The 15,251-nt window shown below is 35.2% G+C and carries 16 protein-coding genes; 11 read left to right on the top strand and 5 right to left on the bottom strand.

Annotated elements, in window-relative coordinates:
- Position 1: 1 nt before the first annotated feature.
- From remB to dnaA, 5 genes are all read right to left on the bottom strand, one after another.
- Positions 2-280 carry an extracellular matrix regulator RemB gene (remB, locus tag BN999_RS13700; RefSeq protein ID WP_096272250.1) on the bottom strand — a complete coding sequence of 93 codons (279 nt, stop codon included), beginning with the start codon at positions 278-280 and terminating at the stop codon, positions 2-4.
- Between the two features lie 29 nt (positions 281-309).
- Positions 310-1,422 carry a DNA replication/repair protein RecF gene (gene recF / locus BN999_RS13695; RefSeq protein WP_096272249.1) on the bottom strand — a complete coding sequence of 371 codons (1,113 nt, stop codon included), beginning with the start codon at positions 1,420-1,422 and terminating at the stop codon, positions 310-312.
- Positions 1,423-1,442: 20 nt separating this feature from the next.
- On the bottom strand, positions 1,443-1,664 hold the full coding sequence (yaaA, locus tag BN999_RS13690) for a S4 domain-containing protein YaaA (protein ID WP_096272247.1): 222 nt from the start codon (positions 1,662-1,664) through the stop codon (positions 1,443-1,445).
- Positions 1,665-2,125: 461 nt separating this feature from the next.
- Positions 2,126-3,262, bottom strand: coding sequence for a DNA polymerase III subunit beta (dnaN, locus tag BN999_RS13685; protein WP_096272245.1), 1,137 nt, complete (start codon positions 3,260-3,262; stop codon positions 2,126-2,128).
- Between the two features lie 188 nt (positions 3,263-3,450).
- Positions 3,451-4,791, bottom strand: a complete 1,341-nt coding sequence (gene dnaA / locus BN999_RS13680; RefSeq protein WP_096272243.1) for a chromosomal replication initiator protein DnaA — start codon at positions 4,789-4,791, stop codon at positions 3,451-3,453.
- A 1,192-nt stretch (positions 4,792-5,983) separates the two neighbouring features.
- Between dnaA and rpmH the strand changes: the two genes are divergently transcribed.
- From rpmH to noc, 11 genes are all read left to right on the top strand, one after another.
- Positions 5,984-6,118, top strand: coding sequence for a 50S ribosomal protein L34 (rpmH, locus tag BN999_RS13675; protein ID WP_026908473.1), 135 nt, complete (start codon positions 5,984-5,986; stop codon positions 6,116-6,118).
- A 211-nt stretch (positions 6,119-6,329) separates the two neighbouring features.
- Positions 6,330-6,674: a ribonuclease P protein component gene (rnpA, locus tag BN999_RS13670; RefSeq protein WP_096272241.1), complete on the top strand. Its 345-nt coding sequence runs from the start codon at positions 6,330-6,332 to the stop codon at positions 6,672-6,674.
- Positions 6,675-6,784: 110 nt separating this feature from the next.
- A complete protein-coding gene (spoIIIJ, locus tag BN999_RS13665) occupies positions 6,785-7,549 on the top strand; it encodes a YidC family membrane integrase SpoIIIJ (RefSeq protein WP_096272239.1) in 765 nt (254 codons plus the stop codon).
- Positions 7,546-8,160 (top strand): RNA-binding cell elongation regulator Jag/EloR, encoded by a 615-nt coding sequence (jag, locus tag BN999_RS13660; protein WP_096272237.1) that lies wholly within the window; start codon positions 7,546-7,548, stop codon positions 8,158-8,160. Before spoIIIJ ends, jag begins: the two co-directional genes overlap by 4 nt.
- A 104-nt stretch (positions 8,161-8,264) precedes the next feature.
- On the top strand, positions 8,265-8,516 hold the full coding sequence (locus BN999_RS13655) for a hypothetical protein (protein ID WP_096272235.1): 252 nt from the start codon (positions 8,265-8,267) through the stop codon (positions 8,514-8,516).
- A gap of 26 nt (positions 8,517-8,542) precedes the next feature.
- On the top strand, positions 8,543-8,767 hold the full coding sequence (locus tag BN999_RS13650; RefSeq protein WP_096272233.1) for a YozQ family protein: 225 nt from the start codon (positions 8,543-8,545) through the stop codon (positions 8,765-8,767).
- 123 nt (positions 8,768-8,890) lie between these two features.
- A complete protein-coding gene (locus BN999_RS13645) occupies positions 8,891-9,496 on the top strand; it encodes a hypothetical protein (RefSeq protein ID WP_096272231.1) in 606 nt (201 codons plus the stop codon).
- A 345-nt stretch (positions 9,497-9,841) separates the two neighbouring features.
- Positions 9,842-11,221: a tRNA uridine-5-carboxymethylaminomethyl(34) synthesis GTPase MnmE gene (mnmE, locus tag BN999_RS13640; RefSeq protein ID WP_096272229.1), complete on the top strand. Its 1,380-nt coding sequence runs from the start codon at positions 9,842-9,844 to the stop codon at positions 11,219-11,221.
- An 89-nt stretch (positions 11,222-11,310) separates the two neighbouring features.
- A complete protein-coding gene (gene mnmG / locus BN999_RS13635) occupies positions 11,311-13,197 on the top strand; it encodes a tRNA uridine-5-carboxymethylaminomethyl(34) synthesis enzyme MnmG (protein ID WP_096272227.1) in 1,887 nt (628 codons plus the stop codon).
- Positions 13,198-13,270: 73 nt separating this feature from the next.
- Positions 13,271-13,987 (top strand): 16S rRNA (guanine(527)-N(7))-methyltransferase RsmG, encoded by a 717-nt coding sequence (rsmG, locus tag BN999_RS13630; RefSeq protein WP_096272225.1) that lies wholly within the window; start codon positions 13,271-13,273, stop codon positions 13,985-13,987.
- 299 nt (positions 13,988-14,286) lie between these two features.
- On the top strand, positions 14,287-15,144 hold the full coding sequence (gene noc / locus BN999_RS13625) for a nucleoid occlusion protein (RefSeq protein WP_096272223.1): 858 nt from the start codon (positions 14,287-14,289) through the stop codon (positions 15,142-15,144).
- The last annotated feature ends 107 nt before the right edge of the window (positions 15,145-15,251 follow it).

Raw genomic sequence — 15,251 nt, 5'->3', positions numbered from 1 at the left:
ATTATTCAAGCTCAAGTTCGTCTGAATAATCATCAAGTTTACTTATTGTTGACATCATACTTGCCCGTTTTTTAAGTGTTGCTACAGACAACGTACTCAAATATAAATGATCATTCGTAATCACTACTGATTTTGCATCTTCGACTGGCCCAATAATGATATCTTGATTAGCCGTCATCATCTCATCCATAATGGTGGATGATGAAATAATATTATAGTCAATAATGGAAACTATATCTTTTGACCGGATAACATTTTCATTCCCAATGTGAATAAACAAGTCTTACTCCCCCACCTAATGGAACTCCTCTAAGAGGTGACCATCCCATTTTGCACTCTGAACATTTCCGCCTTTTCCAAGGTAGCATGATGAATACCATCTACACTCGTAGTAGAAACAAAGGTTTGAACTTTTCCTTGGATTGTATTTAACAGATGTGATTGTCTATAGTCATCTAACTCACTTAACACATCGTCTAAGAGGAGGATTGGATATTCTCCTACTTCACTGTAAATGAGATCAATTTCAGCTAGCTTTATCGATAAAGCTGTTGTACGTTGCTGGCCTTGAGATCCATATGTTTGGACATTTTTCCCATTTACATAAAAAAGGATGTCATCCCGATGAGGTCCATAAAGCGTAGTTCCACGTTCAATCTCTTTCTCTATAGATTGATGAAACTTCTCTTGAAAACTACTTTCTATTTTCTCCTTAGATGCACCTTCTAATACTTCGATCGTTGACTGGTATTCAATCTCAAGTTCTTCTACTTCATGGCTTATTCCATGATGAATGGGCTTTGCCCATTTCCTTAGCAATTCTAAGAAGGCAAAGCGTCGTTCTAAAATAGTGCTTGCATGTTCAATTAGTTGATCGGTTAAGACCTGGAGCATCATACGATTTATACTTCGGTCTCTTTGCATTTGCTTTAACAAATGATTCCGTTGCTTTAACACCTTTTGAAACTGCCCAAGATGGTAAATATATCGTGGTTGAATTTGACCAAGTTCCATATCAATAAATCGTCTACGTATATTCGGAGGTCCTTTGACTAAGGTTAAGTCCTCAGGGGCAAACATCACGACATTTAGATTACCTATATAATCACTTAATCTTCTTTGCTCTAAATGATTTAGCTTCGCTTTTTTTCCTTTTCCGGATATTACTATTTCTAACGGAATGGAATGTATTCGCTTTTCGACTCTACCTTCTATTTTAGCATAATCCTCGTCCCAACGGATTAATTCTTTTTCTTTTGAGGTACGGTGAGACTTTGTAAATGCTAGAAGATAGATGGCCTCCATGAGATTTGTTTTTCCTTGAGCATTTTCACCAATGATGACATTTACTTTGTCGTCAAATTCGATACGTAAATTTTTATAATTTCGGTAATTTGTTAAATTTAATTCTTTTATATGCATGTGTATGCCTCATTTAGGAACTAATCTTTTTTTACAACTACAAAAGATCCAGCACCTTCGATTTCAACAACGTCATTCGGGTAGAGTTTTCTTCCCCTGCGATGTTCTAATACTCCATTAACAACTGCTCCTACATCTTGTAAGTATGTTTTTACCATACCACCTGATTCTAAGACGTTGGTTAATTTTACAAATTGACCCAGTGTAATATAGTCGGTGTTAATTTCGATAGTTGTATGCAATTTAATCACCAATTCCTGATTGTTTTTTAAAATAATCACTTATAACTATTTTACTAAAGTTTTTGCTTGAAGGAAAGGTAAGACCCTTGAAATGAGGTTAAAACGTTTGTATGGGGTTAAAAATGCTTTTTATTGGTATGAAAAATGACTTTTATCGTTTAGATTTGTGATAAAAGTCATTTTTTCTTTCTGGCCAAGTCCGCGGCGGGAATACACTGCGCTTTCCATGGGCGGCTGGTGAGCCTCGGGCCAACAGGATGTTGGTCACAAAGGCGTTGCCTCAGGATGAGGTGTTCTTAGCCTTTGAACCCCTATCTCGCACTGAGGGGTCTCACCTATGCCTGTCCTCCCATAGGAGTCTCCGTGTATTCCCGCCGCTCTGAGCAGTATTATTAGTATTTCCATAAAAAGTTAATAGCCAAAAAACAATATTGCTTTTTTACCAAACTTACATTCTAATCCTAATAAGTTCGTACTGGTAGGATTAGTTGTAGCATGGATGGGTCGTTTATTGGGCGGATGATGAATGGTCTCATGGCGCCTGTGAAGTCGATTTTTACTTCGTCTACATCCATTACTTTAAGTGCGTCTAGCATGTATTTTGAACTAAAGGAAATTTTAAGGTCTTCACCTTCGATGGATTGAACAGCTAATTCTTCTGATACATGTCCAACTTCCGGTGAGTTACTTGTGATTTCTAGAATATTATTGTCTAGTGTTGTTAATTTAACGACATTATTTCTTTCTTCTCTTGCAAGTAGGGATGCACGATCAATACTACTACTCAAGTCTTTAGTTTTTACGTGGAGTACTGTTTTACTTTGTTCCGGAATTAGTCTAGATGTTTCTGGATAATTCCCATCTAAAATTCGAGATAAGAAATTTAGGTGTTTGGTACGGAACAGGATTTGATTATTTGTCACACTAATTTCTACTGTTTCTTCCGTATCATCAAGAATTTTATTTAATTCATTTAAACTCTTACCTGGAACCACGATACTTGGAAATTGAACATTGGACGATGGTACTGGTACTTCTCTAGCTGCTAAACGGTGACTATCTGTTGCTGTAAACGTTAATTTGTTATCCACAAGAGAAAGATTTACACCCGTTAAAATTGGGCGAGTTTCCATAGAAGATACAGCGAACACCGTTTGTTTAATTAAGCTTTTTAATAAATCTGTTGGAAGTTCAAAGCTATCATCTGTTTGTAATTTTGGTAACTGTGGATACTCATCTGCATCCTGACCATTTAAACTAAATTCAGCTTTTCCTGAACGAATGGTTACCTTTAAATTTTCATCAGCTACAATTTCCACGTGTTGTTCTGGTAATTTACGAACAATATCAGGGAAGTATTTAGCTTGTAAAACAATGCTACCTTCTTCAATATCCTCGACATTTACCATGCCATTTTCTTCTGCAGGAATATAAGACTCAATGGAAATATCTGAATCACTACCTGTTAACGTAATTCCGTGTTGTTTTGCTTCTATTTTCATTCCAGTTAGGATTGGAATTGCTGTTCTTGAAGATATTGCTTTCATAACATCTTGTACACTATCAATTAATTGATCACGTTGAATCGTAAATTTCATGAAAAAATCCTCCAATGGAAGTTCTATATATTTATTATTTTTATAAAGATTTTATAGTAATAATAGTAATAGGGGCTGTGATTATGTGGATAACCGTATCAAACACAGATAACATATAGTTATCCACATGTGAATAAAATGTTTGTAAGTTTGTACTCTCTATCCACGTTATTAACAGGTGGATAAGGTTATAAAGATTTCAGTTCTTGCTTAATTTCTTCAATTTCTCTTGCTAGTAGAGAATCATTTTCTATTAGTTTAGCGATTTTTTCGTGTGCATGAATAACGGTTGTATGATCGCGTCCACCAAATTCCTCACCAATCTTAGGTAGCGATAAATCTGTCATTTCTCTCGATAAGTACATCGCTATTTGGCGTGGGAATGCGATAGATTTTGTTCGTTTTTTAGCTAGAAAGTCATCCTTTTTAACACTATATTTCTCCCCAACAACTTCCATAATGGTAGGAATAGTAATAACTCGAGGTTTATTATTAGGAATAATGTCTTTTAAAGCATCAGCTGCAAGGGAAGCATCAATATCTTGATTAACAAGAGATGAGTAGGCTACGACACGAATTAGCGCACCCTCAAGCTCACGGATATTCGTATCAATTTGATTTGCAATATAGAGCATGACTTCACTTGGAATATCTAGCCCTTCTGCTTTTGCTTTTTTAGTTAGAATGGCAATCCTTGTTTCTAAATCCGGTGGTGTAATGTCAGTTATGAGACCCCATTCGAATCTAGAACGTAACCGGTCTTCAAGAGTCGGTATTTCCTTAGGTGGTCGGTCACTTGAGATGATAATTTGTTTATTTTCCTCATGTAGTGCATTAAATGTATGGAAAAATTCTTCCTGTGTTGATTCTTTACCAGCAATGAATTGGATATCATCGATTAGGAGGACATCTACATTGCGGTATTTATTACGGAAGTTAGCTGTTTTATTCTCCATAATGGCATCAATAAATTCATTCGTGAACTTCTCAGATGAAATATAGACCACTTTGGCATTTTTATTATGTTCTAAGACATAGTGCCCAATCGCATGCATTAAGTGTGTTTTTCCTAATCCAACTCCACCATAAATAAATAGAGGATTATATGCTTTAGCTGGTGCTTCCGCTACTGCAAGTGAAGCGGCATGGGCAAATCGGTTACCAGATCCAATAACGAACGTATCGAATGTGTACTTTGGATTTAGCATGGTTTTTCCATCATGAACGTCATTAATTGGTGGTTTCGGTTTTGGTCTAGGCTTGTTAACCTCTTCAATCACGGTATCTAGAACGATTAATTTTAATTGTAATTTAGAGCCCGTTACTTCAAGTAACACCTTTTGAATGAGTTGGGAGTATTGCTCTTCTAACCAGTCCCTGGCAAATTCATTAGGTGCTGTAATGGTTAACGTGCTACCATCTAAAGATTCTGCTTTCGTATCTTTCAGCCATGTATCAAAGCTTGGTTTACTTATTTTTTCCTCTATCTTTTCAAGTGTGGCTTTCCATAGATCATGGATATTTTCCAATTCATTCCCCCCCTTCAATTCAGATAATAGATTTTCCTAAAGTTAAGAATAAAAAACCTCTCTCTATCTTTTGACTATGTTAGAAACAAGTAGTCATTTTTAGCATAAATCTGCTTTTTTCTTCATAAAGATGGAAAGGTAAGTAATCTAGTATTTAATTTTTTGCTAGGCTGCTTTTAGCCAAGCGTAGAAAAACAAACACATTCGGTAAATAGAAGGTGCGTTTTACTAATAACTATAGATAATAGTTAAGAACGGTTGTGGATAATTTAGGCTAAATCTACTAAGTGTTTAAGTGAGTTATGCGCAGATTAGATAATTTTGTGGATAAGATATAAAAACAGGGTGTGAATTAATGTCCACAGGATATCCACAGTTTGTGTATAACTTTTTATGGTTAGATACTTGTTAACATGTTAAAACACAACTATGATACCAAAAAAAAAGCAGGTTTGCAATGCTTTTTCGACACTTATCCACAATATCCATCTGTTGTAGACAATTATTATTCACACCACCATATTTTGTGATTAACCTGTCGACAAATGCTGTGGATATTTATTTTGGGTATAAAAGATAGTGAACAGGGTATGTGGATAAAATAAAATAGTGTGTTTGATGCTGGAAAAAGTGAAAAAGTTTTAGTTAGTTTGGCTTACATAAATTTTTGTATGTGAATAAGTTGGAGTGGATTTTGGAGGAGAAGATGGGCTGTTTTAAAAAACGAATGTTGCTTTTCACTTGGTTGTTATAGGAAGTGGTTTAATAGGATCGAGTTGTTTATCATTTTGATAAGAAATTCGGGTTGAATAGAAAAGTGAGGTCCTGTTGTGAATCCTTTTAAAAGGAATTCTAGTTGAAAAGTAGAAATGAAACCTTGCTTCATCTTTTTTAAGTGTTGATAATAGAAAATTTATATAAACGATGTATTATAAGCATCCGATACCTTTTCCTAAGAAAGAGTTTAACTATCTTTACCATTATCCCAAGTAGAATTTTTTCTAAATCAAGTTGACGATAAAAAATTTTTTCTGTATAATGACAAAGACTGTCTAAGGATTAGTTGTTTATATTATTGAGAATTAAAATCTTTTCCGCTTGCAAATAGTGTGAGCTTTGACATTCGCTTTTAAAAGCTTGGGTATGTGCCCTAGTTTTCTAAAATAGATCCCCCCTAGGAGGTGCAGCATAAATGAAAAGAACGTTTCAACCTAATAACCGTAAACGTAGTAAAGTACATGGCTTTCGCGCACGTATGAGCACTAAAAACGGCCGTAAAGTTTTAGCTCGTCGTCGTCGTAAAGGAAGAAAAGTATTATCTGCATAGGCCACTGAAACCATCAGTGGTCTTTTTTCACGCTAGGATACTAAAAACGGTGAAAATAGATAAAAAATATATAGTTAGAATAAACTTGAAAGCAGTGGTTCAAAATGGTTAAAGGGCCATTGCTTTTTGTTTTACATAAAGGATAGAATTACTAATCTTGCTAAACATAGAAGAATGGTAAAACACGGGTAATTGCGATAGGTGATCAGTAATGAAGAAAGAATATCGAGTGAAAGATAATAAGGATTTCCAGGTTATATTTAAACAAGGAAAGTCCTTTGCAAATAGACAGCTAGTTATTTACTATAGGAAGAAAGAAGATCAAAGCCATTTTAGGGTTGGTCTGTCAGTGGGAAAAAAAATCGGTAATGCTGTGGTTAGAAATAGAATTAAACGATACCTTCGTCAAGCATTCCATGAATTAGAAAAAGAAATTAAACCTTCCTATGATTTTATTATTATTGCTAGGCAGCCTACTAAAGAGATGGAATTCTTTGAAGTAAAAAAGAGCTTAACGCATTTACTGTCGAAAGAAAAACTATTAAAGAATAAGTAAAGTTTTAGATAAGAATAGAATCTGGAGCTTGTTTATTGTAAAATATGTGTTATACGTTGTCTTAAAGTGAAAGCGATTTTTTTCGTATGGACTAGTTAGGAGGAAAAGATTTGCGTAAGAAGTTATTTTTAATAGCATTACTAATAGGATTAGTTGTTTTCCTATCAGGTTGTACCGAAATAAATGAACCAATTACACCAGATAGTGAAGGAATTTGGAATACTTATTTCGTTTATCCGTTATCATGGTTGATTATTTACTTTGCTGATTTATTTAATGAAAACTTTGGTCTAGCTATTATTTTAGTGACAGTAATCATTCGTACGGCATTACTTCCACTAAATATTAAACAATTAAGAAGTTCAAAGGCAATGCAAGATATACAGCCAGAATTAAAAGAATTACAACAGAAATATAGCTCCAAAGATGCGAACACACAGCAAAAACTCCAACAGGAGACAATGGCATTATTCCAGAAACACGGTGTTAATCCACTTGCAGGATGTTTACCGATTTTCGTACAAATGCCGATTCTTTTAGCTATTTATCACGCAATTATGCGTACAGATGCAATTGATGGACATTCATTCTTATGGTTCCCATTAGATGAAAAGGATTTTATCCTTCCATTTATTGCAGGGATCACAACATTCTTACAACAGAAATTAATGATGGCAGGTAGTCCTGCAGCTGGTAACCCACAAATGACAGTAATGCTTTACATGATGCCAATTATGATTACTGTATTTGCATTTATGTTCCCTGCAGCTTTAGCACTATACTGGGTTATTGGTAACTTATTCATGATTGCTCAAACAATTTTCATTCGTAAACCAATGATGAAAGATTCCAATACTGGAGGAGACAAAAAGTGAGAGAAGTAACTGCTACCGGACAAACAGTTGATGAAGCGGTCCAATCAGCACTAGAGCAGTTAAACACATCCAGGGACCAAGTTCAAGTTACGATTATTGATGAAGGTAAAAAAGGAATACTAGGTGTATTTGGAGCAAAGAGAGCTATTGTAAAGGTGACGCTTGCTAATAATCCAATTCAGGAAGCGGAAAAGTATATTAAAGGTGTCGTAAAAAACATGAACGTAGATGTTAACGTAACAGCTACTGTAGAGGACAATCATGTAACCTTTGATTTATCTGGGGAAAAGATTGCGTTACTAATTGGAAAACGTGGCCAAACATTAAATGCACTACAGTACCTTACCCATCTAGTAGTCAATAAAGAAGGTAATAAGTATCATACCGTTACCATCGATGCAGAAGGCTACCGCGGCCGTCGTAAAGAAACGCTAGAAGGCCTAGCACTACGTATGGCAGACAAGGCGAAGCGAATGAATAAGAAAGTAGCCTTAGAACCTATGCCTGCATATGAAAGAAAAATAATTCATAGTGTATTACAGGATAAAGATGATGTTTCGACCTATTCAGATGGTGTAGAACCACATCGTCATGTAGTCATTAAACCATAATGAAAATGGAGAACCTCTGGTTATGTTAACCAGAGGTTTTTTTGTATGTTTTTAACAGGGAGTTACATACTAACTAATAATGTGCATGTAAAGGAGAATGTGTTGTGGAACAGTTTAGTGGGGCAGTATTTCAAGGTGAGATGGATCAAAAAAGTTTTTACTTAACCCAAGTCAAACAAATTTCCACAGCATCATCATTGTCACTAGAGCAACTAATGAAAATGGTAGCATACTTAGGTGCACAGGAGGATTCATGTACCATTACGGTAAACGATCAAATACCATTATTGTTAAGTAAAGAGGACATTACATTACTTCTGCAAGATCTAGAGGCTATATTAAGAAAAGTACATTAACAACAATCGTAGAAGGGGTTTCTGAGATGAGTAAAGATAAAAACAAAATGACAAATTCAAATGAAGTAGCAGAAAAAAATTACGATGTTTCCGGTTATACCAGTAGTAATCAAGTAGAAAAAGGGTTAGCAACTACTCATGAACAAGCAACAGATGCTTATACAGAAGGCACAGTTGATGCAAAGATTGACCAGTTGGATGAGCAAGGTGAGTTAAAGAATTATGATGGTGAGGATATAAAAAATAACTAATTGAAAGAAAGTACAAGTCATGCAATATACATGGCTTGTTTTTTTATTGCCCGCAAAAGTTAATCATAACAATATGTCATGATAATCCTGACTAGAGTAATACAATGACATAGGGGTGGTAGAATGAAATATGTTAAAAGCTTATTGATTGTTTTACTAATAGTTTCGATGTTAGTCAATATTTACATCTATAGCGAATTAAATAAAGTTATGAAATATCAAGAAGCCCATAATGAAATTAATACACAGTATTTCTATCGTGATTTGTACCTTATGGAAGTGGGATTAGATACTGTACTGAAGGAGCAAGAAAAATCTGAGCCAGATATCGTGAAAGTAGGAAGAAATATTACAGAAATAAAAGCCTCTATTCGGCAAGCAAATGAGCATTTAACAGAGATGAAAGGCTATAATGATCCGGAATCTGAGCTAGCTTATGCCAAAATAACGGATTATCTATTTTCCATGTACTTTGAAAATCGCTTTCAACATTTAGAAACAGCATTTCATGAGCAAAATGTAGAGAATCTATTTGAAATTGCCAAGGAGATGGAGAGAGAAATCTCAACAGTTTTAAAAAAACTCCCGATATATGACTCAAAATATATGGAGCTTTCTGAGGAGGAAAAGAGTAATATTTGGATTGATATTGTAAACCAATTACCCGAATCGGAGACGTTAGATCAGTTTAAACGGTTTATTTCTTTTGATAGAATTAGTGGGCAGTAGGGATATTTAATAATTTATTACCATAACCGGTAACAACTATATTTAAAAGCATGTATTTTAACTTGTATAGAAAACACTTGGATAAAATACCAAGTGTTTTTTAGTTGATGTAGAAAAACTATTGTGTATAACTAAAAGTGTTTACTTAAACTAACTTATCCACATGTGAATAAGTTAGAAACTGAGTTAGTTTATGAAAAAATATTCTTGTGGATAACTTTATTTTTAGTTAATATTATGTTATTCTATTAAGTTAGTGACGATAAAAAATTGTCGCTAATATTATTGTGGATAAAATTAGTGTTTATATATATAAATGATAAATGTGTTGTGGAGGTGAAAAGAATGTTTGAGACAGATACCATTACGGCAATATCTACTCCAATAGGTGAGGGAGCAATTTCAATTGTTCGATTGAGTGGACGTGATGCTATAGAAATAACGTCAAGAATCTATAAAGGAAAAGATTTGCATGAGGTAGAGTCGCATACGATTCATTACGGGAAGATAATTGATCCAGAGACTAATGAAGTAGCGGAAGAAGTAATGGTTACGGTAATGCGTGGGCCAAAGACATTTACACGTGAAGAGGTGGTAGAAATAAACTGTCATGGAGGACTTGTATCTGTAAATCGCGTACTTGAAATTGTGTTGAATCAAGGTGCACGTTTAGCAGAGCCGGGTGAGTTTACCAAACGTGCCTTTTTAAATGGACGGATTGATTTATCACAAGCAGAAGCGGTGATGGATTTAATCCGTGCGAAGACAGATAAAGCAATGAATGTTGCTTTAAAGCAAATGGACGGAAGGTTATCCAATTTAATTAAAAAGTACCGTCAATCATTACTAGAAACAGTTGCCCATGTAGAGGTTAATATCGATTACCCAGAGTATGATGATGTAGAAGAAATGTCAAATGAAATGATGCGTGTCAAAACGAAAGAAGTTCATTCTGAAATCGAGGAACTGCTAAGTGTTGCCAAGCAAGGTAAGATATTACGTGAGGGAATTGCAACTGCGATTATTGGTCGTCCAAACGTTGGGAAATCTTCCTTATTGAATGCATTAGTTCAAGAGAATAAAGCAATTGTGACAGATATACCGGGTACAACAAGGGATATTATCGAGGAATACGTAAATGTACGAGGTATTCCATTACGCCTTATTGATACAGCTGGTATACGTGAAACGGAAGATATCGTAGAGCGAATCGGGGTAGAACGTTCTCGACAAGCATTGAAAGAAGCAGATCTCATTTTGCTTGTTTTAAATTATAATGAAGAGCTCACAGAAGAGGATTTAAGATTATTTGAGGTTGTTAAAGGCCTTGAATTTATTGTTATCATTAATAAAACAGATCTTGACCAAAAATTAGATATTGAAAAAGTAAAAGAATTAGTGGAAGATAGAAGAATCGTTTCTACTTCTTTATTAAAAGAAGAGGGAATTGATGTATTAGAATCGGCTATTGCGGATTCATTCTTTGCTGGAGATATAGATTCTGGTGATTTAACGTATGTTTCTAATGCGAGACATATTCAATTATTAAATCAAGCTAAGAAGGCTTTAGAAGATGCGATGGATTCTCTTGAGATGGGAATGCCACTTGATATTGTACAAATAGATGTAACTAGAACGTGGGAATTTTTAGGTGAGATTATTGGTGATACTGCTAGTGATAGTTTAATCGACCAGTTGTTCTCGCAGTTTTGTTTGGGTAAATAATGAGACTTCTGGCCCGCTCAGAGAATTGATTATATATTTTCCCTAAAAAAACTATTTTATAAAACCAAAATTACGAAAGGATGAATGTTATGGTATATGATGCAGGGCGTTATGATACGATTGTTATTGGTGCGGGTCATGCTGGTGTTGAAGCTGGTCTTGCTGCTGCGAGAATGGGTGTTAAGACATTAATGCTTAGCTTAAACCTAGATATGATCGCGTTTATGCCATGTAATCCATCAATTGGTGGTCCGGCTAAAGGTATTGTTGTTCGTGAAATTGATGCCTTAGGTGGGGAAATGGCTAAGACAATCGATAAATCATATATTCAAATGCGTATGTTAAACACAGGAAAAGGCCCTGCTGTTCAAGCATTACGTGCACAAGCAGATAAGCCTATTTATATAAAAGAAATGAAACAAACATTAGAAAATCAAGAAAATCTTACGCTTCGTCAAGGTATGGTAGATGAATTAATTGTCGAAGATGGTGTATGTAAAGGTGTTATTACAGAAACTGGAGCAGCATACCGTGCGGAAACAGTCATTATTACAACAGGGACATTTATGCGTGGTAAAGTTCTTATGGGGGACTTGGAGTATGAAAGCGGACCGAATAACCAACGTCCATCATTAAAACTCTCTGAAAACCTTGAAGCACTAGGTATTGAATTAATTCGTTTCAAAACTGGGACACCACCACGAGTGAATAGCCATACAATTGATTATTCTAAAACAGAAATTCAACCAGGAGACGATAAACCACAAGGATTTTCTTATGAAACGACTGAATTCATTTTAGACCAAATCCCTTGTTGGTTAACGTATACTAATGAATTTACCCATCAGGTTATTAATGATAACTTAGGACTATCAGCAATGTATTCTGGTGCAAAACGTGGTACTGGACCACGCTATTGTCCGTCAATTGAGGATAAGATTGTTCGTTTCCATGATAAGCCTCGTCACCAGGTCTTCCTTGAACCTGAAGGAAGAGATACGGAAGAAGTATATGTACAGGGCTTGTCCACTTCATTACCTGAATCTGTTCAGCATGAAATTGTTCGTTCTGTACCAGGATTAGAAAATGCCGAAATCATGCGCCCTGGTTATGCGATTGAGTATGATTCAATTGTTCCAACGCAACTTTGGCCTACATTAGAATTGAAAAACATTCCTGGATTATTTAGTGCTGGTCAAATCAATGGTACGTCAGGGTATGAAGAAGCGGCAGCACAAGGAATCATGGCAGGTATTAATGCTGCAGCAAAAGTACTTGGTAAAGATCCGGTTATTTTAGACCGCTCGCAAGCTTATATTGGTGTTTTAATAGATGACCTAGTAACAAAAGGAACAAAAGAGCCTTATCGTCTATTAACATCCCGTGCAGAATACCGTTTATTATTACGTCATGATAATGCAGACTTACGCTTAACAGATATCGGTTATGAATTGGGATTAATTTCGGATGAACGTTATAAAAAATTCGAAATGAAGAAACAGCAGGTAGAAGAAGAGAAAAAACGCCTACGTAAAATCTCAATTAAACCGACTCCTGAAGTGCAAAGTATGCTTGAGGCAGCAAATGCAACACCTTTAAAAGAGCCTATGAAAGCTTATGATTTATTAAAGCGCCCGGAATTACATTATGATTCAATTGATTCTGTAATCGAGTCAAATGAAAGTCTTTCTACTGATGTAAAAGAACAAGTAGAAATACAAATTAAGTATGAAGGGTATATTAAAAAGGCAAATGAACAAGTAGAGCGTATGAAGAAGATGGAAGATAAGAAGATCCCAGAAGATATTGACTATGATGCAATTAGTGGTCTTGCAACTGAAGCAAGACAAAAATTGAAATTAGTTCAACCGTTATCTGTAGGGCAAGCTTCTCGAATCTCAGGCGTTAATCCGGCCGATATTTCTATCTTATTAGTGTATATCGAACATGGAAGAATTGCTAAACTAGCAAATTAATTATTAAAATATAAGGGCCAGTCTCCTTAAGGGGTCTGGCCTTCTGTACATAATGTATAAAGGAGTTTTCTCTATGAATCCTACCCAATTTGTTGAAAACCTTGAAAAACAGGGAATTACCTTAACGGAAAAGCAAATTCAACAATTCGATATTTATTTTAAGACGTTAGTTGAATGGAATGAAAAAATAAACTTAACAGCATTAACAGATGAAGAAGATGTGTATTTAAAGCATTTCTATGATTCCATATCTGCTGCTTTTTACCATGATTTTACGAAGGAACAGCATATCTGTGATGTTGGAGCTGGTGCAGGATTTCCAAGTATACCTCTAAAAATATGCTTTCCAACTATAAAAGTAACGATTGTGGATTCCTTGCAGAAGCGGATTGGTTTTCTAAACCATCTTGCTGCTGAGTTAGAATTAACAGATGTTGCTTTCTATCATGATCGAGCAGAAACATTTGGGAAAAACAGCAAGTTCCGAGAGTCATTTGATACTGTGATGGCGAGAGCGGTAGCTAGAATGTCTGTTTTAAGCGAACTATGTATACCTTTAGTGAAGAAGAATGGTGTCTTTATTGCCATGAAAGGTGCACAGGCTACAGAAGAACTTGAAACTGGAAAAACAGCGATAGAGGTACTTGGTGGCGAAATAGAATCTACTAACTCATTTATCTTACCAGAAGAAAATAGTGAACGTTCCATTGTGGTGGTAAGAAAGAAAAGGCAAACACCAAAGAAATTCCCAAGAAAGCCGGGTACTCCTAACAAGGAGCCAATTGAGTAAAAATACAAATCTCACCAATATAAATAATTAAATAGACCAATTAGAAACAGGAATTTATCATATTTCCTGTTTTTTTGTCGATTTAGTAATTAGTCCATGTCCAAGTGCATCAGATTGTGATAAAATAGGCTTAGTGCCAATTCTGTGGTAAACTATACGTACCATTGATATGAAGCTAGTATACATATCATTTTTAAAATGTTTCACGTGAAACATTAATTTTTTAATAGAGATATTCATAGATTTGAAGAGAGAAAAACTATCAATCTATCTTATTATAATAAAGGTGGTGTCTGCTGATGGTAAGTCCATTTAACCGGATATTTGGAATCGGAGAAAAGGATAACGAAGTAGTTGAAGAGGAGACCTATCATCCAGATGAAGTGATGCAACTTCCAGTAAAACAAATTCAACCAAATAGGTATCAGCCAAGGTCTGTATTTAATGAAGAAAAGATAGAAGAACTTGCAAAGACCATCAATACGCATGGTATTATTCAACCTATCGTTGTTCGTAAGGCAGAAGACGGTAAGTTTGAAATTATTGCAGGGGAACGTAGATGGCGTGCTGTACAACTACTAGGTTGGGAGAATGTTTCTGCAATCATCCGTGAGATGAATGATGCTCAGACTGCCTCAGTTGCTCTTATTGAGAACTTACAACGTGAAGAACTAACAGTTATTGAGGAAGCTGTAGCATATGCAAAATTATTAGAACTTCAAGGACTAACCCAGGAAGCTTTAGCGCAGCGTTTAGGGAAGAATCAATCTACTATTGCGAACAAGCTCCGGTTATTAAAGCTACCGGAACAAGTACAAGAAGCGTTATTACAGAAGCATATTACGGAAAGGCATGCCCGTGCATTAATTAAACTAAAAGATGAAGAAGTTCAAATAAAACTACTTCAAGAGATTGTTGAACATGAACTGAATGTCAAACAGACAGAAGAACGAATCAACAAACTATTAAATGATCAAGAAAAACCGAAGAAAAGAAAACCTAAACTAAAAGGTGTTAATAAAGATATTCGGATTGCGATGAATACAATTAGACAATCATTAAGCATGGTTTCTGATACTGGTATTGATATAGAGTCAGATGAGCAAGATTTAGATGATTATTATCAAATCACGATAAAAATACCAAAAAAGAAATAACGGCTTCCCCCATCTCGTGAAAGGTGGGGATTTTTATGTGCAAAAAGTCAATTTCTATTATAAATAAGGTTATAAATATTTCATTTTAATAAAAAAGATAAATTTAA

Origin of the sequence: Paucisalibacillus globulus (genome assembly GCF_900184735.1) — a bacterium.
In the GTDB taxonomy this organism is placed as follows: Bacteria; Bacillota; Bacilli; order Bacillales; family Amphibacillaceae; genus Ornithinibacillus; species Ornithinibacillus globulus_B.
The sequence above is the reverse complement of the archived record's forward strand: the minus strand, read 5'-3'. Positions and strand labels throughout refer to the sequence as shown.